Here is a 25,739-nt window from a genome sequence, read left to right on the forward strand (position 1 = left end):
CGACTTTGAAGACTCTCAACACGACTTTGAAGTCTTTCAACACGACTTTGAAGACGCTCCTTTTAAAAATTTCAGTATAACCAACTAAAAATAATCAGATTAATGTCGATTTGCAGTTAATTTTTTCCGAATTATTTCTCATAGGGTTTTATTGTTGCATTGGCTAGAGTATACGCAGTAATACTCTGATTTTCTTCAGGAGCGCATCTTATGGTAAGACCAAAACGCAGTTCACCGACTCTTGAAAAAGCTCTACGGCGAATTTCTGGAATGCGATCAATTAGCCCGACACTAGACTTTGGCAGGGGATTGAATTTGACAGACTACGACAAACGTATTCAAACTTTGCAAACTCAGCTATCAACTTACAACACTTTACTCTCTACCCTGGATGAAATGGCAGGTCGCCTCTCTCTAACTGAAGAAGAATTAAACAGCTATTCGGAAAAGATGTTAATGAGTGTCGCAACCAATTATGGCAAAGATAGTTTGCAATATGTCCAGGCGGGAGGTAAGCAACGCAAGAGTTCATCACGCCGTTCAAGCAAATCTCAATCCTCATCAGAGAGTACAGTTACACTCTTGAATGATGCAAACAACAATGGTAAGGAAAGCTCTGTTGTTTTACCATAATCGTTTAACTGCATAATGTTAGCGTAGACGCATAGCGGTGAAGCAGTGCGTTGGGCGGGTTCCCCGACTTGAAGCAACTGCTGAACCCGGAGGGCTTGCCTTTGGCATCGCTCTATTTGTAAGCAGATATAAGGAGCGATCGTCATCTGCTTAAGAGGTTGTCTGAAAAGTGGTTGGCTGTAATTTTAAGCACTGGTTTATCCCTCCAACCTCCTTTAAAAAGGCTACGGTGTAAACACAAGTCATTCGATCCTCCTAAATCCCCTTTAATATCAATTTAATGTGAAGTTGCACATATCTCGATCCCCCTAAATCCCCCTTAAAAAGGGGGACTTTGAGAGATGTTTTTCCGGTTTCCTTAAAAAGGGAGACTTTGATAGATGTTTTTTCGGTTCCCCTCTTAAAAAGGGGGACTTTAATTTTATTTCATAATTTTTTAAGGAGTTTAAAGGGATAAACGCTAGAAACTATGACAAACAACCTTAAAAGTAGCGATTTCCATTTACCTTACAATCCAAAGCTTGTAGAAAGAGCAAAAGAACTTCGCAAAAACATGACTCCAGCAGAAAAAAAGCTGTGGTGTGAGTATTTGAGGAATTTTCAATTTCGGGTTTTAAGGCAACGACCAATTAATTATTTTATAGTTGATTTCTATTGTCCTACTTTACAACTAGTGATTGAAATTGATGGGGATAGCCATTTTACAGATGAAGGTAAAGACTATGACATAGAGAGGGCAAGAATTCTAGAAGGCTATGGTTTAAAAATTATTAGGTTTACAAATAGTCAAGTTTTAAATCAGTTTGATAGTGTATGTGAGCAGATAGAGGGTTTAATCACCCCTAAACCCTAAACCTCATTTTTAAGAGGATGTCTGAGAAGTACGAAATATTGCAATCGATCCCCCCTAGCCCCCCTTAAAAAGGGGGGAACCGGAATCAAAGTCTCCCTTAAAAAGGCTACGGTGTACACACATCTGTGTACTAAACCGAAATCATTGTAGATCCGTCATTATCCTCCGATAAATTGGAGGACTTTGAGGGATTTTAGCCCCCCTTGGAAAGGGGGGTTGGGGGGATCAAAAGTCTGTGGGGCAACTCTCAAAGACTTGTGTGTACACGGTAGCCTTAAAAAGGGGGGAACCGGAATCAAAGTCCCCCTTTTTAAGGGGGATTTAGGGGGATCTAAAACGTTTTGCTACTGATAAGAGGACTTTTCAAACATCCTCTAACAACGCCTCTGTCTGATGCATCTTGACTAAAGTATTCGCACACAAAATACCAGACGCCGCCACTGCTGGCACACCAATTCCTGGCATAGTACTATCACCGACGCGATATAAACCTTGTATAGGGGTATGTGTACTGGGAAACATTCCCTTACCTGCGGCGATCGCTGGGCCATAAGTTCCCTGATATCTTCGGAGATAATGAGCATGAGTTAGGGGTGTACCAATTAGTTCCACCACGACACGTTCCCGGATATCGGGGATAATCTTCTCTAAAGCGCGATATAAAGATTGGGCTTTGTGTTGTTTCTTTTCTTCATAGCCGTCATTTCTTTCCCATCCGGCGTATGATTCGAGGGTATAGGCATGAACTACATGATGTCCTGTTGGCGCAAGAGTTGCATCCCATACGCTGGGAATTGAAATCATGCAGGTATTTCCTGGGGTAGTTATATCCTGCTGAGAATCGTGGACTACTACATGATGACCTGTGAGATTTTCTAAGCCTTCAGCACGGATACCTAAATGCAAGTGCATGAAGCTGTCAACGGCTGGTGTTTCTAAAGCTGCTTGGCGATAATTTGCAGGTAAATCTTCGGGGCGTAACAAATGATTGTAAGTATCCCAGATACTTGCATTAGAAATCACTATAGGTGCTTTGAGGATATCGCCATTACGCGACTGCACACCAATCACTTTGCCAGATTCCACCAAAATTTGCTCAACGTGGCATCCTAAACGCAACTTTCCACCCCAGCGTTCTAAACCCCGCACCAAAGCTTGAACAATTGCCCCACTACCCCCAACCGGATACTCGACTCCAGCACGGGAGCGTTCGCCTAACATAAAAGCTAACTCTGGAGCAATTGTCCCATGTGCTTTTAAACCCGACAGCAAAAAGCATTCTAAATCGATGAGTCGCCGCACCCAAGGGTCTTGTACTGTAGCATCCATAACATTGCCAGCAGAATTCTGCACCATTGGCAAGTAAGGCAACATTTTCACCAAAGATGGCAGGTAACGTTTGACTAACACCAAAATTATCTGCCAATCTGTCCTCAGAGCTAGGGTGGGAATGCCCTTCATCGCCTCATACAACCCTAACAAGCGTTCTGTAAACTGCTGGAGTTCTTTAGCACCTTGGGGCGTAATTTGATGCACCTCATGCCAGTAGCGTTCAGCATCGCTGTAAACTGCGATCGTTCCTTCGGGAAAATGGTAGTGTCCTAAAGGATCATAGGGTATAACTTGAATGGATTCACCCAGAACATCCAAAACTTGTTTTACAGGGTTTAAACTCTGGGCAGCAGTCAAACCACAATAGAAAGAAGGGCCAGAATCAAATTCAAATCCCCGTCGTTTAAAACTATGAGCAGCACCTCCAGCAATTGTATGACTCTCACACACAATCACTCGCTTGCCATAACGAGCAAGTAATCCGGCTGTACATAACCCGCCGATACCGCTACCAATTACTATGACATCACTATCTTGCATTTTTGCCGCTTTGCAAACTCCAGGGCCAAAAGTCCAAAATCCAGAGTAGCTTATTTTGGCTTTTGACTAATGACCAATGACTAATGACTAATAACCAATGAATGAACCATTAATTGAATTGAAAGGTATTTCTAAGTCCTTTGGTAGGAATAAGGTTTTAGATAATGTAGATTTGACAATTTATCGGGGAGAAGCACTAGGAGTTATTGGCCCTTCGGGGACTGGTAAATCCACCATCTTACGAATTATTGCAGGATTATTACCCCCCGACACCGGAGAAATTTATGTGCAAGGAAAGCGACGAAACGGTTTGATTGAGGATCATGCCGATCCTATTGGTATTGGGATGGTGTTTCAGCAAGCAGCATTGTTTGATTCGTTGACAGTAGAAGAGAATGTCGGGTTTTTACTGTACCAAAACTCTAAAATACCGCGATCGCGCATTCGAGAAATGGTCAATCAAAATTTGGAGATGGTAGGGTTACCAGGAACAGGAAATCTTTATCCATCTGAACTGTCTGGAGGTATGCGAAAACGAGTAAGTTTTGCCCGTGCAATTATGTCTAACCCTGATAGCGCCATTCAAGGGCAAGAACTTTTACTTTACGATGAACCTACAGCCGGACTCGATCCAATTGCCTCAACTGTGATTGAAGATTTAATCCGTCATTTGCAACAGTCGCAAGGAGTCTGTAGTACTTATGCTATTGTTACTCATCAGGACAGTACCATTAGACGTACAGCTGATAGACTTATATTTCTATATCAAGGTAGAGTGCAATGGCAGGGTACAGTGAGTGAAATAGATAGCACAGACCATCCATTGATTAGACAATTTATGAGTGGGAGTGTGCAAGGTCCGATTCAGGTCGCCGGCTAGATGGGTGGAGAAAAAAAATGCGTTCACGAACATTTAGGGAAGGTTCTGTGGGGCTGTTGCTCTTACTAGGGCTGGGAGTATTTGGGCTAATAGTTTTGTGGCTAAATAGATATACTGGTAGTCGTAATACATACAAAGCTATTGTAGAATTTGCTAACGCTGGTGGGATGCAAAGAGGCGCACCAGTCCGTTACCGTGGCGTTAAAGTAGGCAACATTTCTGCAATTCGCCCAGGGCCAAATAATGTTGAAGTAGAAATTGAAATCGCCCAACCTGATTTGATTATCCCCCGTGATGTAGTAGTGGAAGCGAATCAGAGCGGACTGATCAGTGAAAGTATTATCGACATCACACCAAAAACCGCGCTACCTGCTGGAACTGTCGTTGCGAAACCGCTAGCTCCAAATTGCGATCGCAACCTCATAATTTGTAATGGTGCTAGGTTACAAGGTCAAATTGGCATCAGTCTCGATCAATTAATTCGCAGCACAACCGAGTTAGCCACTGTATACAATGACCCCAAATTCTATCGCAGCGTCAATAGGCTACTAGAAACCTCCTCAGCAGCAGCAACTAGTGTTACTGTTCTGAGTCGGGATCTCCAGAGTTTGTCCAGAAACGCACAACAACAATTAGGTACTTTTTCTGCCACTGCTACTTCAGTACAACAAGCGTCAAATCAAGTGAGTGCATCTACAAGCCGCACGCTAGATCAACTTGGCTCAACAGCAAAGCAATTTAGTCTCACCGCAACTCAAGCAAGCCGTCTGTTGACTAATCTAGACAACCTATTGACAACAAATCGTTCTTCTTTGGTTGGTGCTTTGAATAACATTACTCAAACTAGCAACCAACTGCTCACTACAGTCAACACTTTATCACCTACGCTTAATCGCTTAACCCAAGGTGAAGTAATTAAAAACTTAGAAACTCTTTCGGCAAATGCAGCACAAGCATCAGCTAATTTACGTGATGCCACTCAAACTTTAAACGATCCAAATAACTTAGTACTAATACAAAGAACCTTAGATTCGGCACGAGTAACATTTGAAAATACGCAAAAAATTACCTCTGATTTGGATGAATTGACAGGCGATCCAGCTTTCCGGCAAAATTTGCGACAGTTGGTAAATGGTCTAAGTAATTTGGTCTCTTCTACACAACAAATGGAGCAGCAAGTGCAGGTTGCTTCTACCCTAGACTCGCTCAAATCGTCGATTAATAAACCAGAGAAGGTAGTTCCCATACAAGCTATTAAGCAACAGGCATTAACTATTAAATTTCCACCAGATGGTGTAAAAAGTGCTGAGGCAGATACTCAAAAACTTGTCAATTCATTTACTATCAAAGCATCGCAAGAAGAACTATTAAAGCAACTACGGGAGTATGAAGGCCAGCGAGATGCAGGAAATAAAGAGGGGAAAACTGAGGAGCTAGGGTTCAGGGATCAAAAATCACAGAATAAAGAAGAACTAGCTCCTAACCCATAATCTTTTGGGTATTGGGCATTGGGTATTGAATTTCATGCCCTGGTTGTGGGCAATTGCCCGTGGGGGTCTAGCTCTAAAATGGATGTAGGGAAAAGTCTGAATTTTGAATGAGTGAATTTTGAATTTTGAATTACCCAAAGGGATTGACTAATTCCAGTCTTGTTCTTCTTTTTTGCCGCGACTTTTATAAATTCCTCCCTGATTGTGAATCTGGCGAGTTTTTTCAAATAGCTCTGTTTCACTCAAACCCCAGCGCTGCAATACTTTATCTAAATCTTGTTGGATATCTCGCGCGCCTGGAAAACCTTGATAACGAATTATGAGCCTAGCCAATTCTGCTAAATTATAATCTGTCGGCTCTTGAGCTAGTAAAATATTAATAGTGGGGCGATCGCGGTTGTGAAGCGGATGTTGTTGGTCTTTACTTCCCGATGCTTCAGTCATTGTTTATACCTTTAGTCAGATTGTTAATTCATCCAGAGTCTAGAGTTAAGAATCTTCCCATCGCGCCATAATTGAAGATGACGGCAACCACACCTTAACTCTTACGGCTCTCACCACTGCTGATCAAGTTTAAATAAAGATACATTGTCTTTAAGAAAATACAAGAAACTTTAGATAAGGGTGAATTGTATTTCACCCACAGTCCAAGCAGCAAGGGAGCAAGGACCCGCTATGTTTGAACACTTCACTTCCGAAGCAATTAAAGTAATAATGCTAGCTCAGGAGGAAGCACGACGCCTGGGACACAACTTTGTAGGAACAGAGCAAATTCTCCTGGGGCTTTTGGGAGAAGGAACTGGGGTTGCTGCTAAAGTATTGGCCGAATTAGGCGTTACCCTCAAGGAAGGACGTCGAGAGGTCGAAAAAATTATTGGTAGGGGTTCTGGCTTTGTACCACCAGAAATTCCTTTTACTCCTAAGGTAAAAAGCCTCTTCGAGCAATCATTTAAAGAAGCTAATAGCCTTGGACATAATTACATTAATACTGAACACTTACTCTTAGGATTAACCGAGGCTGGTGAAGGTGTAGCCGCCAAAGTGTTGCAAAACCTGGGCGTTGACCTCAAGAGCGTTCGCACTGCTGTGATTCGTCGTTTAGGTGAAAACCCCAACGCTTTCGCTGGCGGTGGTTCAAAGCGCACGCAGCAAGCACTTAGCCTAGAAGAGTTTGGCAGAAATCTTTCTAAACTGGCAAAAGAAGGCAAGCTTGACCCGATAGTCGGTCGTGAAAAGGAAATTGAACGTGCCATTCAAATTCTCGGACGTCGGACTAAGAATAATCCAGTATTGATTGGGGAACCAGGAGTTGGTAAAACAGCGATCGCTGAAGGTCTAGCTCAACGTATTATCAACCAAGATGTTCCTGAAGTTTTGCTAGACAAGCAAGTTGTCAGCCTCGATATGGGGTCAGTGGTAGCTGGAACTCGCTTCCGGGGCGATTTTGAAGAACGCATCAAGAAAATTGTGGATGAAATCCGCTCTGTCGGTAATATCATCCTAGTGATTGACGAAATTCACACCTTAGTAGGTGCTGGTGGCACAGAAGGCGGCTTGGATGCAGCCAATATCCTCAAGCCTGCCTTGGCCAGAGGCGAACTCCAGTGCGTTGGTGCAACCACCCTAGATGAGTACCGCAAGCACATTGAGCGCGATGCAGCCTTAGAGCGTCGTTTCCAACCAATCATGGTAGGCGAACCCACAGTAGAAGAAACTATTGAGATTCTCTACGGCTTACGGGGAGCTTACGAACAACATCACAAAGTGACAATTTCCGATGCTGCTGTTTTAGCCGCCGCCCAATTGTCAGACCGCTACATTAGCGATCGCTTCTTGCCAGATAAAGCAATAGACTTGATTGATGAAGCTGGTTCTCGCGTTCGTCTGCGGAACTCTCAGATTTCGCCTAATAAAGAACTCAAACGCGAACTCGCTGGTGTTACCAAATCCAAAGAAGAAGCAGTCAGAATCCAAGATTTTGACAACGCTACTAAGCTGCGCGACCAGGAATTGGAACTGCAAAAGAAACTGCACCCCGATTCCCAAAGCGATGCACCTCTGAAAACTCCCATTGTGGATGAGGAAGACATCGCTCAAATCGTTGCTTCCTGGACTGGTGTACCAGTTAACAAGCTAACTGAATCAGAGTCAGAGTTACTGTTGCATCTGGAAGACACACTCCATCAACGGCTTATCGGCCAAGAGCAAGCAGTTACGGCTGTATCTCGTGCCATCCGTCGCGCTAGAGTCGGGTTAAAGAACCCCAATCGCCCAATTGCTAGCTTTATCTTCTCTGGCCCTACCGGAGTTGGTAAAACAGAATTAGCAAAAGCATTAGCTGCTTACTTCTTCGGTTCGGAAGAAGCCATGATTCGCCTGGATATGTCCGAATACATGGAAGGACACACCGTTTCCAAGCTCATTGGTTCGCCTCCCGGTTACGTAGGATACGACGAAGGTGGACAACTTACTGAAGCTGTGCGGCGTAAACCTTACACAGTGTTGCTATTCGACGAAATCGAAAAAGCACACCCCGATGTATTCAATATGCTGCTGCAAATCTTGGATGACGGTCACCTCACCGATGCCAAAGGTCGGAAAGTGGACTTCAAGAACACTTTGATTATTTTGACTTCTAACATTGGTTCTAAGGTGATTGAAAAAGGTGGCGGTGGTTTAGGCTTCGACTTTGACAATCAAGCCGACGCTAGTTACAACCGCATCCGTAACTTGGTTAACGAAGAACTCAAAGCTTACTTCCGTCCTGAGTTCCTCAACCGTCTTGATGAGATTATTGTGTTCACCCAGCTTTCCAAGGATGAAGTCAAGCTAATTGCTGACATCCTCTTACGTGAAGTTTCTGTCCGCTTGGCAGAAAAGGGAATCACTCTAGAAGTGAGCGATCGCTTCAAAGAACTTGTAGTGCAAGAAGGCTACAACCCCAGCTACGGTGCTAGACCATTACGCCGAGCGATTATGCGCCTGTTAGAAGATTCTCTTGCCGAAGCCATGCTGTCCGGTCAAATCACAAATGGAGACACAGCCATTGTTGATGTTGACGATGACGGTAAGGTAAAAGTCCAAAAGTCAGAACAACGCGAGTTACTCTTGGCAAATGTTAGCTAGTATTTTTACCATTTCACTTGATTGTTATCAAGTGAAATGGTAAATAATAACTTTTTTAAACCCTGGTATTTCTACCAGGGTATTTTTTTTGACACAGACGTTTGGCAATTAAGGGAACTCCAAAAAATAAATTATTCCAATTTCTGGTTCAACGCCAATACGGTTCAGTTAGTGGTATTCGATTCCAAAAGATCCCCCCAACCCCCCTTAGAAAAAGGGGGGCTTAATCCCCTCCTTTTTAAGGAGGGTTAGGGAGGATCAACTCTTATCTGAACCGTATTGGGTTCAACGCGACTGTTCCTTCCCCCTGCTCCCTGCTCCCTGCTCCCCTGCCTGCCTTCTCCAGTCGGAGACGCTACGCGAACACGAATAAATTTATTATCCGAACCGTATTGCGGGGTATCGGACTTGTGCAAATTAAAAGCACAAAAGCTTACCTTGCTAACGGCTGAGTTTTAGAAATATCCTGTAAGGGAGGTAGTGGACTATTACTAAAGTTGGAATATTTGCTATCAACTTGATAGGCTTTTCTAACAATCCGGTTAAAGAAGAAATTAACAAGCTTTAATTGTCTAAAAATCTGCTGCGGATCAGCAAGATGAGTTTTCGGTAATTGTTGCCCCATTTCTTTGAGAACCATACCGATAGGCACATTGATTTCATCCTGGAGTTTGAGAAAACGGATGAAAAGTGAACTATAAGCTGAAATGAGCGATCCCACTCCGCCTCTTGCTTGTCCCCAACCAATAAAATACAGTCCCTTGTAATCGGCGAAAAATGAGCCGCCATAACATTGAACTGCTGCTCCTTCAACGCGTTGAAGTTCTACAGGTAGAAACGGATACGAGACGTAAAACCCAGTAGCACAAATGATTAAATCAAATGTTTCTCGACTACCATCAACAAATTCCACTTCCCAACCATCCAAACGACGCACAGCAGGCTTGGGAGTAATTCGTCCATGTTTGATGTAATAAGGCACTTCGTTATTCAGAGTCGGGTGCTTTGCAAACACTTGATGGTTGGGTTTAGGTAGACCATAATTTTTATGAGTGCCGAATGTTAGGCCTATAATTCCATAAGCCACAAGCCGTTGTAACCATTCTGGCATCCACCATTTCAACAGTTCGGCAGTTGGAACTCCAGCAAATGACTTCGGAATGAACCACACTGATTCACGCATACTCAGAACAGATTTAGCTCCCACACGGGCTGCTTCTGCTGCGACATCGCAAGCTGAGTTTCCGCCACCAATAACCAGAACTCGTTTACCAGCAAGTTGATTAGGATGTTTGTAATCTTTGGAATGGATAATCTCGCCGTTAAATTCTCCCTGGAATTTGGGAAACCGTTTGCACCAGTGATGACCATTACAAATCAACACTCCTTTATAAATTCGCTGTTCCCCATTAGCAAAAGATACTTCCCAGAGATTGTTTTCGACTGGTCGCACGTAACTAATTGTACGATTCAATTCGATATGTTCACGCAAATCAAAATGATCGGCAAAGGCGTTCAAATAATCCCGCATATTCTGCGCGCTAGGGAAGTCGGGATAATGAGCCGGCATGGGGAAATGAGTAAATTGGGTAATCTTGCGTGACGAAATGATATGTGCAGTTTCGTAAACGCCGTGATACCAATTACCGCCGATATCGTCACTAGCATCGACTTGATCGTAGGGAATATCGGCAGCTTTAAGTATTTGAGCCATACCCAATCCGACAAATCCAGCCCCGATAATCAGATGTTTGTCACTAGTCTCAAACATCTTTTGAGTTTTACTAGAATTACTTACGTTGACCAACTTTCAACCTCCTGATAAATGCATCACTAATCCAGTCCAGTAGCAGAGGAGAATATCTTTTCAAAAGATGGACGTTTTTAGCAGTTGGATCGGGAAATACGTGCAGTTTATCGTGAACAATTCCTTGAATAGTTGCGCGTATTACTTTTACTGGATCGGTTGCTAAACGTTCTGGAAAGCCATCTTCGATCAGCTTACCTAAAGTTCCAAAAGTTTCTGATTGGAGAATAGGTGTACGGCTAAAAAAAGGATAAACAGCTGTAACTTTTACTTTATAATCTTTTACTTCATTGAACAGTCCTTCGCTGAAGCCACGCAAACCGAATTTGCTAGCTGCATAATGAGTTAATCCAGCTGGTGCTGACCAACCTGCTAACGATGAAATATTGACGATGTGACCTTTTTGCCGGGCAATCATATCAGCAGTAAATAGGGCACTTAACCGCATTGGGGTTAACAAGTTGATTTGCATCAGGCGCTCCCATTTCTCCATAGGAACTTCATCCATGCGACCGAACACCGCAATGCCAGCATTATTAATCAGTATGTCAATAGGAATATTAAGTGCTTTTACCTGGCTATAAAGGGTTTCACATCCCTCACGAGTAGCAAGATCAACAGCAAGGCAACTAATAATCTCTCCAGTTGAGATTACGCTTTGAATTGCTGCAACTCGCTTACACAAAACAGCTTCATCCACATCTGTTAAAATTAATCGGCTACCAGCCATTAACAATTGTCGGGTTAGTTCCTGTCCGAACCCACCAGATGCACCAGTGATCAGTACAACAGCCTTATATAGCTGGGTCATTTCTCTTTTCCAGATAAAGAATGATTGCTAAAATTATTTTATTTTATGAATTTTATTTATTAAAAAATCAAAGCCAACTCATCTAAATTATTGTGACAATAAACGATGTTTATAACTTAACAAATATTAGGTTTTTGATATTATGTGATTTGTAATAAAGTAATGAATTGAAATGTATTTAAATCAAATTTGAGGCGATTTGAGTGTTGTTAGCAGTAACAGCAACCAGGGCACTTTTATATCTGGTATCAGCCATGGATACTTTCTCAGTACAGGCAATGCCAAAGGTATCAAAAAACGCAAAGAGCGTAAAGATACAGGGCGATCGCCATTTTGATCTACAAGCTTATAATGTTGAGCTAGTTCGGCAACAATCTGCACACGTCCGGTGCGTTGCATGACATTGGGATCTGCTGCCAGCGCAGTAATTACCCGCCCTGTAAGGTAGGGAGTTTCCCAGTTGTAACGTTCAGCAAGTAATGAGTTTTTCTGGTCAGTAGGATTTGTGTCGTTCATTTGAGATGTCAGCCGGGAAATATGCTCTGTGCCTACAATACCTGGCCATAGTGAAAGTGAAGTGATATTATAAGGCTTGAGTTCAACAGCCATATCAGCAGCCAAGCGATCGCAGGCTGATTTACCAGCACCGTATGCTGCACCGAAAATATAAGACAAACCGCCCCATGAAGAAATAGTACAAATCAATCCAGAATTACGCTTGCTCATCATCCGGGCAGCAAAAACACTGGCAACATAGTGACTACGTAAACCAACATTGTTGCAACTATCCCAAAGGCTGGGTTCAAAATCCCAAAAAGGCTTTCCCTGAGCATCGCTTAAGGCTTGGACTCCTGAGTAAACATTATTTACCAGTAAATCAAGGCGTCCATTCTGCTCATCTTGAATGCGATCAAACAGCGATCGCACCTGCTCATCATTACTATGATCTACCTGAACGGGAATACATACACCACCAATTTCCTCAATGGCTGCTTGGGTTTCACTCAGGCTACCTGACACACCATTGCTGGCAATAGGGTTATCCCAGCTACGCCCAGTAAAGTATACAATTGCACCTGCTTCAGCAAGACTAATGGCAATTCCCTTACCAATTCCCCGTGTAGCACCCGTGACTAATGCCACTTTACCTTCAAGGTGTTTCATAATTGCTTGTATACAATCTACTTAATATTCGTCCGTTAGATTGAATTGAGGGCACTGTGCCAAATAGGTTGAGATATCTGACAGATATCTGAGTGTACAAAGTGCCCGTCAGATTATAACGCGAACAGCTTCACGTGTGATTTCGCTTAAGTCCAGTATAAAATTTTGGCAGCGGGAAAGCGACGTTGAATTTCGGTTTCAAAGAAGCGCTTGGCAATTTTCATCATGTCAGCATCGTAAACATACTTTGTACCGCCAAATTTATTGCGCTTGACACTGCGTTTCGCTTCATCCATATCTAGTTTTGATTGAGGATACCAAGTCTGCAATACTTCTTTTGACCCTGGCGTGAAGCGGTGCGATATCAATTCAAAAGTCAGGTCGCAATCGAAATCTAACGCTTCGCTAATCTGGTCTAGTAAACTGCCATAATGCAACTGCCAATCATCAATCAGCATAATCGGTGCAATGACTAAACCTACTGGATACCCACCACCACCGTCTTGGCGTGGTAATGCCAATCGCCGCAAAGCTGCAAGCCGAGATGCTACGGAAGCCGTACCCCCCTCAAAACGGCCGGAAACAGGCGCAGCATTCACGCTCATTCTCATGCGTGTGTGACCGTTGTGAGGTAAATCGAGTAGCTTGTCTACAGCATCGAACTTAGAAACAGCACGCAGATGTCCATCGCTACGAGTGCCAAAGTAGCGGATACATTCTGCAAGGCTACCTGTAAGATGCTCAATCCCTAACGGGTCAGTATAACAGCTAACTTCAAACGTTGTTGCTATTCCTGGTTTTTCGTAAGCTGCTAAGTTCTGCAATATTTGTGGCAAGTTAGCATAGGTACGAATTACTGGCGGCCCAGATAAACTACCTGCTAAGTAACAGTATTGACAGTGAGCCGGACAGCCTTCTGCAATATGAAATTGCCAGTCAGCGGAAGGGGGGATAGGGCTGAGTTTGAAAGAACTGGGTGGTGCAGTTACGACTGCAAGGGTGCGTTTAGCAATATTATAAGTGTCGCGATCGCTCTCACCGCGCAAACCATTTAAGCGGTTTCCAGACAATTCCTCAATGGGTAAGTTAAGCGATTTTAACTTCTCAAGTATCTGCTGACCGTAAGGCTCTTCTAAGGCTGCTTTTGTGAATACAACACGCTCTGGCATCCACAACCGCGGTTGACGCGCAACTTTATCTGATGCAACTTCGTTATCTGCAACTGTATGCATGAATAATTATTCTCCGTGTTTATCTATTTGGCGTTGCTGATTTTTCACAAAAGCAGTGCTGAATGGTGAGTGAAAAGAGTAAATAAAATTACTCCCAGAAGTTACGCACTCAGATCCCCCAACCCCCTTAAAAAGAGGCAGCCACTGCGCCCTTGCGGGTTCCCCGACTCCCTCAGTGGCGTGGCTTTAGACGTTCCCCCTTTTTTAAGGGGGGTTAGGGGGGATCAGGGTTTCAGACTTCAGTGCGTAAGTCCTAACTCCTTACTTTTGTTCAGCACTACTGAAGACAGATGGCTCACGGGCAACAGCCATTATGTTAATTAATTCTCTAAAACTTGGCGGACGCGCCGCTCCAAACGTTCAAGATCCAAACCACCTTCATCTCGGCTAATACGACGCACAGTCGAGTTGACATTTCCCAAGTCTACTAATAAATCTTGGAGAATTTCCTGCTGTTGCCGTGCTTGGGTAACTTCCCGTGGTTCCTGCACTAAGTCACGCACAATAGTATCTTCAGCCCGCGAAGCAACAATTGGATCGCTTTGCCCTTGTAGATGAACGAAGGTTCGTCGCCCTGGGCCGCGCTCTTCCTCAATTGGTACAACTGCTGTAACCTGATCTGAGCGCACATATTTACCGAATCCCAGATGAACTAGAACCGATGACTGTATTTTCATTGAGAAGAATGCTTATTTAGCGACATACTTCTATTTTAGAATCTTGCCACATAACCTAAAGCCTATAACTGGAGCGGGTTATACCCAATTAAGTGTAGTATTTTCCTATTGAAATTAAAAATCCTTTTATATCGTGTCCGGTGAAAGACTTATCATTAAGACCGCAGGGGGAAAAAGCATTTTGCGGTTTTTGCACAGATGCAAGAATTATAACTAATTAGGCAAACATAATATTACCCTTGTGGGCGAGGATTTTGTCAGTGGTCAGTAGTCATTTACGAGTCTTGATGCGTAAAGCCCGCGCGCTTCAGCCGGGGGATATAAGCGAACAGGATGAATTTATTCATCCGTGATCAGGGTCGTTGATGTACTCCAAGACTTTCTGTGTACTAACTTTTCCTGTGGTGTCAAACATATACGAGTGTGTCCACAAGCTAGGTAGTTTGATTAATTCTGGAAACTCTTGCCTTAGATATTTTGATGAGCGACCTTTGAAAGCTTTGACCACTTGAGATATTGAATGATGCGGGTCATATTCAACCAGTAAATGAACATGATCTGACGCAACCTCTAACGCTTTAATCACCCATTTATTGTCATTAGCCACAGATTGAAATATTTCAATACATCTAAGCTTAAGGGCTTCATTATTGGCAAAGACTTTTCTTCTTCGGCACGCTATCCAGACCAAATGAACAGTAGCCAAACCGATTGCGTGGTTGTAGTGATTATAGACAGTTTTCATGTAGATGAATATTGATTATCTACATAGCTAATGATATCATTAGCTCCATGAAAACATTGAAGTTTAAGCTCTACGAGCACAAAAGGAATAGACATCTCAAGCGCACAATTAATGCTTCTGGGGTGATTTATAACCATTGTATTGCTTTACACAAACGATACTATCGGATGTGGAGCAGGCATCTCAATTGTGCAAAACTTCAATCTCATATTGCCAAATTAAGGAAGCGCAATTCTTTCTGGCAATTAGTAGGCTCTCAAGCAGTGCAAGATATCTGTCAACGCATTGAGAAAGCTTACCAGTTATTCTTTAAACACAACAAAAAAGGAGTTAGACCACCGGGATTTAAAAAGGTAAAGAAATACAAATCCTTCACCCTAAAGCAAGCAGGTTATAAGTTTTTGGGTGGCAAGAGAGTGAAAATTGGTAGTCGAGTTTATCAATTTTGGAAGTCTAGAGAGATTGAGGGAGCAGTCAAAACTCTAACCATCAAACGCACCCCGTTAGGTGAATTGTTTATAGTTATTGTTGTTGATGATGGCAGCAATCCAGAAGTTGAAGTTAAGACGGGTAGAATCGCTGGCTTTGACTTTGGGTTGAAGACATTCCTCACCTGCTCAGACGGTACTAAAATTGAGTCTCCCCAGTTTTTCAAGCAGTCCCTAAACGCCATCAACAAAGCTAGTAGGCAACACTCTAAAAAACTGAAAGGCTCATCCAACAGGGAACGAGCAAGGAAGAATTTAGTACGCAAGCATGAGGATATTTCTCATCGCCGACGTGATTGGTTCTGGAAGTTAGCCCATGAGTTAACTGATAAGTTTGATGTTTTCTGCTTTGAGACTTTAAACCTCAAGGGAATGCAGCGACTTTGGGGTAGAAAAATATCAGACTTGGCGTTTGGTGAATTTCTACAAATTCTACAATGGGTTGCTAAAAAGAAAAATAAACTGGTTGTCTTCATCGACCAGTGGTATCCCAGCAGCAAGACTTGTTCTGCCTGTGGACACGTTTTAGAAAGTCTTGATTTGTCTGTAAGAGTTTGGCGTTGTCCATCCTGTCAAACAGTAAATGGCAGGGACGACAATGCATCTAGGGTAATTTGTGCAGTCGGGGCATCGACTGTTGGGTTAGGTGATGTCAGTCGGGCTTTGCCTGCAATTGCTGTTTGAGCCTAGAATCCCCGCAATTCAATTGCGGGGAGTGTGTCAAATCTTTCTCAAGCTTTACAGCTTATTTGCAGTTAATAGAAGGTTAAAATGATCTTACAACGCAGGTGACTACATTTATACCCTGCTACAATTTTTTTGACACCAAATGCTTACGTGGCAAGGCTAATTAAAAACAGCCCGAAAGATCAACCAAATTTTTGCGTTAAATCCGAATCAACTTGCATTTTAAATAGAGGTGGCTTTTATGACAAACCTGAGTACAGCTAAGAAGATTGCATTGTGGAGTCTTACAACTCTTCTGGCGGCACTTTTTGTGTTCGTCGGGGTTTTAAAGCTTACGGGTGCTGAACAACTTGTAGCCCAATTTACTAAGTTTGGTTTACCAAGCTGGTTCCGTCTGTTAGTTGGCGTGGCTGAAATTGGTGGGGCAGGACTTTTGATCGTTCCACGTACCACGACAGTAGGAGCATCAATACTTGGTGTCTTGATGATTGGTTGTGTATTGTTACATTTTAAGTCAGCTGAAGCTGCAGAAAGTATCCCGGCACTTGTGTTGATAGTTCTTTTAGCGATCGCAGGCTATGCGCGTCTTCCACATAACAGGATTTTTACCTCTAATCGTTCAGCATCATAGGGACTATTACGGACGTAAACCGAAGCTTGAGAAATTTTTCAACTGAAAGACTACATATTGCATTCCTAACAGCGATCGCTGGGGTAAATCTCCACCAATTTCTCCACAAATTAAAAATTTTGCGAGAACAGCTGATTTTATTAGTTGGTGTCAAATCTATATCGGCGAATAAAGAGGATTTCCTAGCTTATTTCAATACTATAAATACACAACTATTGGTAGAGGTAGCAATTAAAAAAGTAGATTATCCTATACCTTTGGACTAATATGGGATATTAGTAACTCATTTCTGGAGTGTAATAGGAAGTGTTTTTTTATCAATATCGGAAAAGTTAAGGAATTTTTGACGTTCTAGCCTAAGAAAAATCAACAGTTCACTCCAGAGAGGCGCAATAAGCTGAGATAGGTAAAAGTTAAATCAGCAAATAGATTTTTATTTAATTTTCTCTAGGGCTGATCAGAAAAAATTCAATTTGAGATAACACAGTATCAATCGCTAATTATTTAACAAGTATATTTAACTATTTGACAAGACTGGTACTTTTAATTTTGAATCAAATTGTTACTAATAATCCTTGCTACTTGTCATTATTATCTACAAAGTAGAACAAGTAAACATATCTTAATAGTACCTCCAAATGTACACAATGAGTTACTTGCCAAAAGTAGAAGCCTTGGAGGGGATGATGCTCACAAACGCTGACGGTACTATTTGTGCGTGTACTCCCAGCGCCGAAACCATTCTTGGATATACTGTCTCACAAATGCAAGAATGGACTTCTAGCAACAACCCCGCAAAAACTATTCATCCAGATCGAGCGCCCTTTCCTAGTAAAATGCACCCAGCAATGGTGGCATTGCAAACAGGTAAACCATGTCTAAATGTTGTAATGGAATTTTATAAGCCAAGTGGAGAATTAATTTGGCTCAGACTTAACTCCCAGCCTTTATTTAGAGCTAATGAACCTTCACCTTACGCTGTTGTCACGACATTTGTTGATATTGTGTTAGATAGCAGCGAAAACAAGCAATTAGAAGAGTTACAACATCCAGAACGAGAATTTGTAACCTTAGTGGAGAATTTACCTGATATAATTTTCCGATTGGATCGCGACCTACGCCATATTTATATCAGTCCAAAAGCACAGGACGAATCGAATATTTCAACACAACAATTCTTAGGCAAAACTGGACGCGAATTGCAATTACCCACCGATGCCTGTGACTTATTTGAAGCCAAATGTCATGAAGCGCTTGCCACCGGACAGATGACACGCGTGGAGTACAGCATAGCTGGCAAGCGCTACCTCTCACGTCTCATTCCTGAACGGGGGGTAGATGGTGCTGTTGAATCGCTCTTAGGGATTACTGAAGACATCACCGAACGCCAGCAGGTAGAAGAGGCTCTACGAGAAAGCGAAGAAAAATTTCGTCAATTAGCAGAAAATATTACCGAGGCGGTCTTCTGGATATCAGACCACAGGAAAAGTGAAAGTCAAATCATATACGTTAGCCCTGCTTACGAACGCATTTGGGGACGTTCTTGTTCTAGCTTATATGTCAATTTTCAGGAGTGGCTTGATGCAATTCATCCTGAAGATCAGCAGCGGGTAAAAACTCTATTTGTAGAGCAGGCACTAGCAGGCCGTTATGACGAGGAGTATCGAATTTTCGATGCTGATGGCAAACAACGATGGATACGTGACCGGGGATTTCCGATTGGAAAACAATCTGGTAATCCTTATCGAGTGGTGGGTCTTGCCCAGGATATCACTGAGCGCAAGCAAGCTGAGGAAAAGCTACGTCAAAATGAAGCGCGATTTCGAGGAGTAGTAGAGTCTGACCTAATTGGCATTTTTTTTTGGAATGTTGAAGGTCAAATCACCGATGCCAACGATACATTTGTCCAGATGCTAGGCTATAGCCGGGCGCAGATGCAATCGGGACAGCTATACTGCTGTGAAATTACACCGCCTGAATACCAAGAATTAGATATTAATCAATTGGCAGCCCTGCAAACACTTGGAAGCTGCGCTCCCTATGAGAAAGAATTTATTCGCCAAGATGGTAGCCGAATTCCAATTTTAATTGGCTGTACTTTTCTGCCAGGATTTAATAATCAAGGCGTTGCTTTTGTATTAGATATTAGCGATCGCAAACGCTGGGAACAAGAACGAGAAGCAATTCTAGTTCGTGAGCAAGCAGCACGAGTCCAAGCAGAACAAGCCAACCGCATCAAAGATGAGTTTCTTGGCATCATCTCTCACGAGCTTCGCAACCCACTTAACCCAATTATCGGTTGGGCTGAACTACTTCAAAGAGGAAAGTTAAATCAACAAAGCACTGCTGAAGGTGTGAAAATCATTGAGCGCAATGCCAAGGCACTGATGCAGTTGATTGAAGATTTACTGGATGTTTCCAGCATTCTCCGAGGCAAAATTAGCTTAAATATTTCTTCTGTGAATTTGAAATCAACAGTCCAGACAGTCATAGAAACAGTGCGTTTAGCTGCTGAAGTTAAATCAATTCAACTAATTACCGATATTGACCCGGATGTAGGGCTAGTATTAGGAGACGCAACCCGCTTGCAGCAAATTGTTTGGAATGTTTTGTTCAATGCTATTAAATTTACGACCGTTGGTGGAAAGGTACTAGTTCGATTATCAAAGGTTATAGAAACTGAGAATTTGCAAGAACAACATCCTGCTTATGCTCAAATCATAGTCAGTGACACTGGCATTGGTATTAGCCCAGAATTTTTACCACATATATTTGAATACTTCCGTCAGGAGAACAGCACAACGACTAGAACATTTGGCGGATTGGGGCTGGGGCTGGCGATTGTTCGTAACTTAGTAGAACTACATGGTGGCACTATTCAAGCCCAAAGCCAAGGTGTTGAGCAGGGAGCAACCTTTACAGTCCGGCTACCGCTAATGACTCCTGACCCCAAACGCATATACCAAAACCAGTCAAGCCAGGCGCTTTAAACATTGCTGTTGGGTAACTATGTATACTAAATATCTTGGGCGGCGTTGCTTATTTGCGGGATGATTTAGCAACACCAGAAAACTTCTCCCCCAGCTACCCCCAATTCATCCCACTGTTCTGCAACGCCTAAATATCTTGGGCTAACGCAAACTTCTATTTCATGAGTTTAAGGCTCTGGTCGCATCGAACCACAAAACCTCAAACTCTGATTTAGATTTGTGCTAATTACTTTCTCATCAAAACCTCTTGTCTTGTTGTGTTTAACTTACTTTTATAAAGAACTGCTAAAAAAGCGATCGCGCCCAGAACAATGCCACTTTCCGGCTCAGGAACAGCTTCTTGTACGCTCAAAGAGGTGGAGTAAGAAAGCTCATCAGTATAAGGATTGTTCTTTAAGGGTATGCTGTAGCTTGCTTCAATTGTTTTCAATCCTGACTGTGTCCATGGGATGGAAAATATCGTATCTTGATCCCCATCTTCTATTGTTTGTCCCAAATATTCGACTAAAACCTCTTGTAGTGGCACTCCCCCAAATAAAACCTGAACATCAAGCTCTTCTCCTGATTTAACTTCAAAGGGGTTCTGTAAAGGTACAATTTCAAGTTGAAGACCTAATGGCTGGGCTATAGCATCAGACCACTTATAAAGACTCTTGGGGTAATTAAGAGAACGAAAGGCTTGAGTATATTCCGTTGTTGCCTCTTTTTTAGAGAAGTTGAGATACTTATTATCCGGGGTGACAACGTAGTAGCCTCGGTCTGCAAAAGCGGTTAGTGCTGCAACGTCTTTGTTAGGAATAACAGATATACCACCTGAGAGATTTTTGATTTCGATAGGGATAGAAGCTCCAGTTATATCGTAGGCTGTGAGTTCCTTGACAGTTGTTGGAGCATACGGAATTACTGCCTCTTCACCTTCCTCTGGATGACCGAACAATAATGGGATATCGTTGCCCCGATTACCAAAGTACATAGAGTGAGCTAAAGCAGGCTGAACAATTATGGGGAAAATGGTAAGAGCCAAAAGCAACTCTGTTAACCGTCTTATAATCATTTTGCTTCTCACTAATGTGTTGTTTTCATGTCACTTTCAATGCAGTTTTTTCTGCACCAAAATTAATTTTGGTCAAGCATTGCAACGCAGGAGATGACTTGTTAATAAAGGTGGAATTCGTCAGCAGCAATAGTGTAAGTTTTAATCCTTACAAATTCATCCCAAGTATCTGCGCTCGTTAATTTCAAGACCAAGTTACTAACTAAAACTTTGCCGTTCTCTGCCACAAAATACAATGCCCCCCTTGGGCATTTATTAGGCCATTTCCCCAGGAAATAAGGAAAATTTTACCGTTTCCGTTCATTCGTAGCAAGTTAAAAGCTAGTAATTTGTGTCAATACGCCAAAGTATAGAAATCAATTTGCATAAGGATCAGCATCAGCTCATCTAATTTGGTATAGCGCGTACTTGACAAATAAATTCAGAATAAAAAAGGCGATCGCACCAGATGTGATAATTAGCTGAACCACAGTGCAGTATCGCGTAGTGCAAGCATATCGCTACGCTTCATCAATTCCTTCATTTGCTGACACAAAACCGGATTTCTATACCACTGCACACATGACAAACCGCTCTCAGTCGCTTTTACCGATTCCGGCCCAACTAAGCTGTAATTCCTCTACGTAAACTTGGTTCCTATCAGATTCCCTATATGCAAATATCCAGTTGTTTTAGCTTGTGCTGAAGCCGTCGCTTCTACATCAAGATTGAGCTTGTTCGTCCCCAAAAGCCCACCTTTCTATAGCTAGATTGCTAGTTGATTTCAGCTGATTTTTTTAATATTGATTTGTTGAATAGTATTTTCATACTATCTTTTATGCACTTATGCATCAGCTAAGAATAAAGATTATTTACTTTGTGAATTGGATAACCTGTAGTACGATACTTAACGATATTAGCCAACTCCTGTAATTGATTTATCGCTTCTGCACCCTCCAATTTCATTAATTCGCGGTCATCCTTCATTTCCGTCCAAGTAATGCCGTAGTCAGATACTAAAAACCGAATCAAGTGATTTTCACTTAGGCTAACCATAAATGAACCACTTTTCATTTGATCACCGCATGTATAACAAGAAGCAGGATATCCACACTGTTCAAGTATAATTGCCAAGGCTTGCAGGTTTATTACCAAGTCTTGGACGAATTGCCGATGTTGTTGCGCTAATCTGAGAAACACTAGTTTCCTCCATGATCGCAGTTATGCGATCGCTTTTATATTTTCTTTAGATCGATATTTGTTGTCATTTACTTGCCAAAATATAGGGTTTTCGTATATTTGTGATTAATCTTATTGTTGAAGCTAAATTCCCAAAGCCGTTCTAATGTTTTGGACAATTACCTGGGGTGGCTCTGCAATATCTATATATATAGTGTCTAACGGCTCTTCAAGCGTATTCAACTGGCTGTCAAGGAGTTTGTCACTCATGTAGTGATTCTGACGCTCTTGTAATCGCTTTTGAATCAACTGATAAGGCCCCTTGAGGTAAACTAGCTTGATGCGATCGCTATCTAATACAAGAAATTGGCGATAGCTATCTTTTAATGCTGAACACGCCAGCACAACATTTTTATTTTCTTGTAGCCAGTATTTAATCGCTGTTTGCAAATCTTGCAACCAAGGTATCCTGTCAGTTTCACTCAAGGGGATACCACAGCGCATTTTCTCAACATTCTCTGGCGAGTGAAAAGCGTCGGCGTCGCTAAATGTCCAGCCTAAAGAGTCTGCAAGTAGTTTTCCTACAGTGGTTTTGCCAGAGCCAGAAACACCCATTACCAAAATAATCATTTGACAAGTGACTAAATTTTCCTAATAATTAATATTGTAATGCACACGTGTGCATAAACTGAACTAAGATAATAAATGAGCAAACGAAAAATCTCAATTGAAGATATTGCTCGAAAAGCAGGCGTTTCTCATACCACGGTATCACGTGCTTTGCGAGATAGCCCTCTAATTAGCCCCCAAGTGCGAGAGGAAATAAAAAAAATAGCGCGGGAGATGAACTATGTCCCTAATGCTATTGCTCAAAGTTTGCAAACTCAACGTACCAACACCATTGGGGTAGTAGTAACTTCAATCGCAGATCCTTTTTACGCTGAGGTAGTAGAGGGAATCGAACAGGTAGCGAGATCGGCTGGTTTGAGTGTTTTGTTAACTGCTTCACACCGAGATTTTGAGGAGGAAATCGCAGCTATTGATAATTTTCACCGTCGGAGAGTAGACGGTATCTTAGTAACCGACTCACGAATTAGTAAACACGACAGAGCGCAAGTAGGGCAAATTGCTGTGCCAACAGTTTTGATTAATAGCCAAACTGAAGAGCAACCCGAAATGTTTCACTCAGTAACAATAGATGACTTTTTAGGTGCGCGATTGGCTGTCGAGCATCTAATAAGTTTGGGGCACACCTCTATTGGTTACATAGGTGTAGGCGATCGCAGCAAGTCAAACCAGCTGCGCTTAGAAGGATATCAAATGGCTCTGAGTGAAGCTGGTCTACCACAAAAGACTGATTGGGTTGCAATTAGTGATGAAGACTATACAAGAACCAGCGATGTTGATACCGGGCGAAAGATGCTATCTAAACTAGCCACTACTGGGTTAACGGGCATCTTTTGTTATAACGATATGGTAGCAATTGGCGCTCTCTTGACCTGCCAAGAACTAGATATTTCAGTACCGCAAGATTTAAGTATAGTCGGATTTGATGGTATTGCTCTGGGCCGTTACGTTACGCCACCATTAACGACAGTCAGCCAGCCAATGTTAGAAATTGGTGGCTGTGCTATGCGAATGTTACTTGATTTATTAGAGGGAAAAAGTGTAGAAAACCGTGTTTTAACACCTTTTTTGGTAAAACGGGGTAGTAGTGCAGCATTAAAGTAGAAGGCAGACGGCAGATGACAGAAGTGAAGAATGTTTTAGTCTCATTCATCTTTTATAAAATCGTTATCTGAGTTGTGCTTTTCTACTTATTTATAGACAGCAAAAAGAAATCGACAAATAAGTTTAGATACTTTAAACCATCAGGCATACAACATAAAACTTACTTTATTATCTTTACTTACCTTCTGCCTCCTACCTTCCATTATCTAACTTTAACCGGACAAAAATATGTTAACTAAAACATGGAGTTTATCTCGCGATCGCTGTTTTGATCCAGAACCAATTCAACGACAACTAGCTCGTCAATTTTTTGATAGCATATCTTCTCTACCGTTAGTCTGCCCACACGGCCACGTAGACCCAGCTTTGTTAGCTAATCCAGCAGCCCGTTTTGGTTCACCAACAGAATTATTTATCATCCCCGATCACTATATTTTCCGTATGCTCTATAGCCAGGGCGTGCCTTTGGAAGCTTTGGGCATACCAACCAATGATGGTTTGCCCGTAGAAACCGACCACCGCAAAATCTGGCAGCTTTTCGCTGACCATTTTTACCTATTCCGGGGTACTCCGTCAGGGTTGTGGCTGAAAGACGAATTAACTAACGTCTTTGGAGTGGATGAGCCTTTAACTTCTGGCAATGCTGGACATATTTATGATTACCTGGAAAGACAGTTGACCTTGCCTGAGTTCTCACCGCGTGCGCTGTTCAAACGTTTTCACATTGAAGTGCTTTGTACTACTGATGCGGCTAGTGATACCCTTGAATACCACCAATCCTTACACCAGGAAGGTTGGACTCAGATTAGACCTACTTTTCGTCCAGATGCAGTAGTTAACCTAGACACTCCAGGCTGGCGCGAAAATCTTGCTAAGTTGGAAAGCACTGTCGGGCGGGAAATTAGCACTTACGCCACTTTTGTACAAGTTTTAGAAGAACGTCGAACTTTCTTTAAAAAAATGGGTGCGACAGCTACCGACCACAGTGCAGCTACACCTTATACCATACGCCTTTCCGATCAGGAAGCAGAAGCTATCTTTGCTAGAGCATTAGCTGGAAAGCTCAATCTAGGTGATGCAGAGCGTTTTACTGGCCATATGTTTATGGAGATGGCTCGAATGAGTGTGGAAGATGGCTTGGTAATGCAAATGCATTGCGGTATCACACGCAACCATAACCCCGCAGTCTTTGAGCGGTTTGGGTCTGATAAAGGTGCAGATATTCCCTTGCAAATAGAGTGGACTCAAAATCTGCGTCCGTTGTTATCAGCCTATGGTAATAATAAACACTTCCATTTAATTCTATTTGGATTGGATGAAAGCACTTACAGCCGAGAACTAGCGCCACTAGCTGGTCATTATCCCGCTGTGTTGCTTGGGCCGCCTTGGTGGTTCCATGACAGTGTGAATGGTATGGAGCGCTACTTCAATCAGGTAATGGAAACTGCTGGACTTTACAACACCGCTGGCTTTAACGATGATACACGCGCTTTCGTTTCCATTCCCGCCCGCCACAGTGTTTGGCGGCGTGTAGCTTGCAACTGGTTAGCTGGATTGGTAGTACGTGGGTTAGTCGAGGAAGAAGAAGGCTACGAAATGGCTCAGGCTTTAGCTTACAACCTCGCCAAAGTTGCTTACAAATTAGATTAATCTTGCTCTTGCGTTCTTCTTTGCGTCTTAGTGCCTTTGCGCGAGAAAAAGAAAAACGAA

The 25,739-nt window shown here is 42.5% G+C and carries 22 protein-coding genes; 11 read left to right on the plus strand and 11 right to left on the minus strand.

Annotated features, from left to right (window positions below):
• Positions 1 to 210 precede the first annotated feature (210 nt).
• Together AC5JL8_RS24280 and AC5JL8_RS24285 are read left to right on the plus strand one after the other, a co-directional pair.
• Positions 211 to 633 (plus strand): hypothetical protein, encoded by a 423-nt coding sequence (locus AC5JL8_RS24280; RefSeq protein ID WP_495882240.1) that lies wholly within the window; start codon positions 211 to 213, stop codon positions 631 to 633.
• A gap of 469 nt (positions 634 to 1,102) precedes the next feature.
• Complete coding sequence (locus AC5JL8_RS24285) at positions 1,103 to 1,486, plus strand: endonuclease domain-containing protein (protein WP_495882241.1); 384 nt, start codon at positions 1,103 to 1,105, stop codon at positions 1,484 to 1,486.
• A gap of 363 nt (positions 1,487 to 1,849) precedes the next feature.
• Here AC5JL8_RS24285 and AC5JL8_RS24290 read toward each other — a convergent pair whose 3' ends face one another.
• Positions 1,850 to 3,358 (minus strand): phytoene desaturase family protein, encoded by a 1,509-nt coding sequence (locus AC5JL8_RS24290; protein WP_495882242.1) that lies wholly within the window; start codon positions 3,356 to 3,358, stop codon positions 1,850 to 1,852.
• Positions 3,359 to 3,455: 97 nt separating this feature from the next.
• On the opposite strand from AC5JL8_RS24290, the gene AC5JL8_RS24295 reads away from it, so the two are divergent.
• Together AC5JL8_RS24295 and AC5JL8_RS24300 are read left to right on the plus strand one after the other, a co-directional pair.
• A complete protein-coding gene (locus AC5JL8_RS24295; protein ID WP_495882243.1) occupies positions 3,456 to 4,238 on the plus strand; it encodes an ABC transporter ATP-binding protein in 783 nt (260 codons plus the stop codon).
• A 17-nt stretch (positions 4,239 to 4,255) separates the two neighbouring features.
• Positions 4,256 to 5,728, plus strand: a complete 1,473-nt coding sequence (locus AC5JL8_RS24300) for an MlaD family protein (protein ID WP_495882244.1) — start codon at positions 4,256 to 4,258, stop codon at positions 5,726 to 5,728.
• Between the two features lie 147 nt (positions 5,729 to 5,875).
• Here the strand turns inward: AC5JL8_RS24300 and AC5JL8_RS24305 are convergent, their stop codons facing one another.
• The gene (locus AC5JL8_RS24305; RefSeq protein WP_495882245.1) at positions 5,876 to 6,172 is read right to left on the minus strand and encodes a DUF3288 family protein; all 297 of its coding nucleotides are present in this window, start codon (positions 6,170 to 6,172) and stop codon (positions 5,876 to 5,878) included.
• Between the two features lie 231 nt (positions 6,173 to 6,403).
• Here AC5JL8_RS24305 and AC5JL8_RS24310 point away from each other — a divergent pair, with 231 nt between their 5' ends.
• Positions 6,404 to 8,854, plus strand: a complete 2,451-nt coding sequence (locus AC5JL8_RS24310; RefSeq protein WP_495882246.1) for an ATP-dependent Clp protease ATP-binding subunit — start codon at positions 6,404 to 6,406, stop codon at positions 8,852 to 8,854.
• A gap of 433 nt (positions 8,855 to 9,287) precedes the next feature.
• On the opposite strand, the gene AC5JL8_RS24315 is transcribed toward AC5JL8_RS24310, so the two are convergent.
• The 6 genes from AC5JL8_RS24315 to tnpA form a co-directional block, all read right to left on the minus strand.
• The gene (locus tag AC5JL8_RS24315) at positions 9,288 to 10,661 is read right to left on the minus strand and encodes a flavin-containing monooxygenase (RefSeq protein WP_495882247.1); all 1,374 of its coding nucleotides are present in this window, start codon (positions 10,659 to 10,661) and stop codon (positions 9,288 to 9,290) included.
• Entirely contained in the window at positions 10,645 to 11,472 is an 828-nt protein-coding gene (locus AC5JL8_RS24320; protein ID WP_495882248.1) for an SDR family NAD(P)-dependent oxidoreductase, read from the minus strand. Before AC5JL8_RS24320 ends, AC5JL8_RS24315 begins: the two co-directional genes overlap by 17 nt.
• A gap of 183 nt (positions 11,473 to 11,655) precedes the next feature.
• Positions 11,656 to 12,636: an SDR family NAD(P)-dependent oxidoreductase gene (locus AC5JL8_RS24325; RefSeq protein WP_495882249.1), complete on the minus strand. Its 981-nt coding sequence runs from the start codon at positions 12,634 to 12,636 to the stop codon at positions 11,656 to 11,658.
• A 146-nt stretch (positions 12,637 to 12,782) separates the two neighbouring features.
• The gene (locus AC5JL8_RS24330) at positions 12,783 to 13,805 is read right to left on the minus strand and encodes a spore photoproduct lyase family protein (RefSeq protein ID WP_495882299.1); all 1,023 of its coding nucleotides are present in this window, start codon (positions 13,803 to 13,805) and stop codon (positions 12,783 to 12,785) included.
• Positions 13,806 to 14,188: 383 nt separating this feature from the next.
• Positions 14,189 to 14,545 carry a hypothetical protein gene (locus AC5JL8_RS24335; protein WP_495882250.1) on the minus strand — a complete coding sequence of 119 codons (357 nt, stop codon included), beginning with the start codon at positions 14,543 to 14,545 and terminating at the stop codon, positions 14,189 to 14,191.
• 343 nt (positions 14,546 to 14,888) lie between these two features.
• Positions 14,889 to 15,290: an IS200/IS605 family transposase gene (gene tnpA / locus AC5JL8_RS24340; protein ID WP_495882251.1), complete on the minus strand. Its 402-nt coding sequence runs from the start codon at positions 15,288 to 15,290 to the stop codon at positions 14,889 to 14,891.
• 47 nt (positions 15,291 to 15,337) lie between these two features.
• Between tnpA and AC5JL8_RS24345 the strand changes: the two genes are divergently transcribed.
• From AC5JL8_RS24345 to AC5JL8_RS24360, 4 genes are all read left to right on the plus strand, one after another.
• Entirely contained in the window at positions 15,338 to 16,462 is a 1,125-nt protein-coding gene (locus AC5JL8_RS24345) for an RNA-guided endonuclease InsQ/TnpB family protein (RefSeq protein WP_495882252.1), read from the plus strand.
• A gap of 244 nt (positions 16,463 to 16,706) precedes the next feature.
• Positions 16,707 to 17,096 carry a DoxX family protein gene (locus tag AC5JL8_RS24350; RefSeq protein WP_495882253.1) on the plus strand — a complete coding sequence of 130 codons (390 nt, stop codon included), beginning with the start codon at positions 16,707 to 16,709 and terminating at the stop codon, positions 17,094 to 17,096.
• A 26-nt stretch (positions 17,097 to 17,122) separates the two neighbouring features.
• Positions 17,123 to 17,362, plus strand: coding sequence for a hypothetical protein (locus AC5JL8_RS24355; protein ID WP_495882254.1), 240 nt, complete (start codon positions 17,123 to 17,125; stop codon positions 17,360 to 17,362).
• Positions 17,363 to 17,743: 381 nt separating this feature from the next.
• Positions 17,744 to 20,086 (plus strand): PAS domain-containing sensor histidine kinase, encoded by a 2,343-nt coding sequence (locus AC5JL8_RS24360; protein ID WP_495882255.1) that lies wholly within the window; start codon positions 17,744 to 17,746, stop codon positions 20,084 to 20,086.
• A gap of 226 nt (positions 20,087 to 20,312) precedes the next feature.
• Here the strand turns inward: AC5JL8_RS24360 and AC5JL8_RS24365 are convergent, their stop codons facing one another.
• The 3 genes from AC5JL8_RS24365 to AC5JL8_RS24375 form a co-directional block, all read right to left on the minus strand.
• Positions 20,313 to 21,140, minus strand: a complete 828-nt coding sequence (locus AC5JL8_RS24365) for a DUF4198 domain-containing protein (protein WP_495882256.1) — start codon at positions 21,138 to 21,140, stop codon at positions 20,313 to 20,315.
• A gap of 834 nt (positions 21,141 to 21,974) precedes the next feature.
• Positions 21,975 to 22,319, minus strand: coding sequence for a DUF1815 family protein (locus AC5JL8_RS24370; RefSeq protein ID WP_495882257.1), 345 nt, complete (start codon positions 22,317 to 22,319; stop codon positions 21,975 to 21,977).
• 123 nt (positions 22,320 to 22,442) lie between these two features.
• A complete protein-coding gene (locus AC5JL8_RS24375; protein ID WP_495882258.1) occupies positions 22,443 to 22,928 on the minus strand; it encodes a gluconokinase in 486 nt (161 codons plus the stop codon).
• A 75-nt stretch (positions 22,929 to 23,003) separates the two neighbouring features.
• On the opposite strand from AC5JL8_RS24375, the gene AC5JL8_RS24380 reads away from it, so the two are divergent.
• The gene (locus AC5JL8_RS24380; RefSeq protein ID WP_495882259.1) at positions 23,004 to 24,029 is read left to right on the plus strand and encodes a LacI family DNA-binding transcriptional regulator; all 1,026 of its coding nucleotides are present in this window, start codon (positions 23,004 to 23,006) and stop codon (positions 24,027 to 24,029) included.
• Between the two features lie 228 nt (positions 24,030 to 24,257).
• On the plus strand, positions 24,258 to 25,679 hold the full coding sequence (gene uxaC / locus AC5JL8_RS24385; protein ID WP_495882260.1) for a glucuronate isomerase: 1,422 nt from the start codon (positions 24,258 to 24,260) through the stop codon (positions 25,677 to 25,679).
• Positions 25,680 to 25,739 lie beyond the last annotated feature (60 nt).

The sequence above is a fragment of the Mojavia sp. genome (assembly GCF_059505145.1).

What these genes read in the sequence shown, in the direction of transcription:
- AC5JL8_RS24280 (WP_495882240.1), top strand. Translation starts at nt 211, where the DNA reads ATGGTAAGACCAAAACGCAGTTCACCGACTCTTGAAAAAGCTCTACGG.
- AC5JL8_RS24285 (WP_495882241.1), top strand. Translation starts at nt 1,103, where the DNA reads ATGACAAACAACCTTAAAAGTAGCGATTTCCATTTACCTTACAATCCA.
- AC5JL8_RS24290 (WP_495882242.1), bottom strand. Translation starts at nt 3,358, where the DNA reads ATGCAAGATAGTGATGTCATAGTAATTGGTAGCGGTATCGGCGGGTTA.
- AC5JL8_RS24295 (WP_495882243.1), top strand. Translation starts at nt 3,456, where the DNA reads ATGAATGAACCATTAATTGAATTGAAAGGTATTTCTAAGTCCTTTGGT.
- AC5JL8_RS24300 (WP_495882244.1), top strand. Translation starts at nt 4,256, where the DNA reads ATGCGTTCACGAACATTTAGGGAAGGTTCTGTGGGGCTGTTGCTCTTA.
- AC5JL8_RS24305 (WP_495882245.1), bottom strand. Translation starts at nt 6,172, where the DNA reads ATGACTGAAGCATCGGGAAGTAAAGACCAACAACATCCGCTTCACAAC.
- AC5JL8_RS24310 (WP_495882246.1), top strand. Translation starts at nt 6,404, where the DNA reads ATGTTTGAACACTTCACTTCCGAAGCAATTAAAGTAATAATGCTAGCT.
- AC5JL8_RS24320 (WP_495882248.1), bottom strand. Translation starts at nt 11,472, where the DNA reads ATGACCCAGCTATATAAGGCTGTTGTACTGATCACTGGTGCATCTGGT.
- AC5JL8_RS24325 (WP_495882249.1), bottom strand. Translation starts at nt 12,636, where the DNA reads ATGAAACACCTTGAAGGTAAAGTGGCATTAGTCACGGGTGCTACACGG.
- AC5JL8_RS24330 (WP_495882299.1), bottom strand. Translation starts at nt 13,805, where the DNA reads ATGCCAGAGCGTGTTGTATTCACAAAAGCAGCCTTAGAAGAGCCTTAC.
- AC5JL8_RS24335 (WP_495882250.1), bottom strand. Translation starts at nt 14,545, where the DNA reads ATGAAAATACAGTCATCGGTTCTAGTTCATCTGGGATTCGGTAAATAT.
- tnpA (WP_495882251.1), bottom strand. Translation starts at nt 15,290, where the DNA reads ATGAAAACTGTCTATAATCACTACAACCACGCAATCGGTTTGGCTACT.
- AC5JL8_RS24345 (WP_495882252.1), top strand. Translation starts at nt 15,338, where the DNA reads ATGAAAACATTGAAGTTTAAGCTCTACGAGCACAAAAGGAATAGACAT.
- AC5JL8_RS24350 (WP_495882253.1), top strand. Translation starts at nt 16,707, where the DNA reads ATGACAAACCTGAGTACAGCTAAGAAGATTGCATTGTGGAGTCTTACA.
- AC5JL8_RS24360 (WP_495882255.1), top strand. Translation starts at nt 17,744, where the DNA reads ATGAGTTACTTGCCAAAAGTAGAAGCCTTGGAGGGGATGATGCTCACA.
- AC5JL8_RS24365 (WP_495882256.1), bottom strand. Translation starts at nt 21,140, where the DNA reads ATGATTATAAGACGGTTAACAGAGTTGCTTTTGGCTCTTACCATTTTC.
- AC5JL8_RS24375 (WP_495882258.1), bottom strand. Translation starts at nt 22,928, where the DNA reads ATGATTATTTTGGTAATGGGTGTTTCTGGCTCTGGCAAAACCACTGTA.
- AC5JL8_RS24380 (WP_495882259.1), top strand. Translation starts at nt 23,004, where the DNA reads ATGAGCAAACGAAAAATCTCAATTGAAGATATTGCTCGAAAAGCAGGC.
- uxaC (WP_495882260.1), top strand. Translation starts at nt 24,258, where the DNA reads ATGTTAACTAAAACATGGAGTTTATCTCGCGATCGCTGTTTTGATCCA.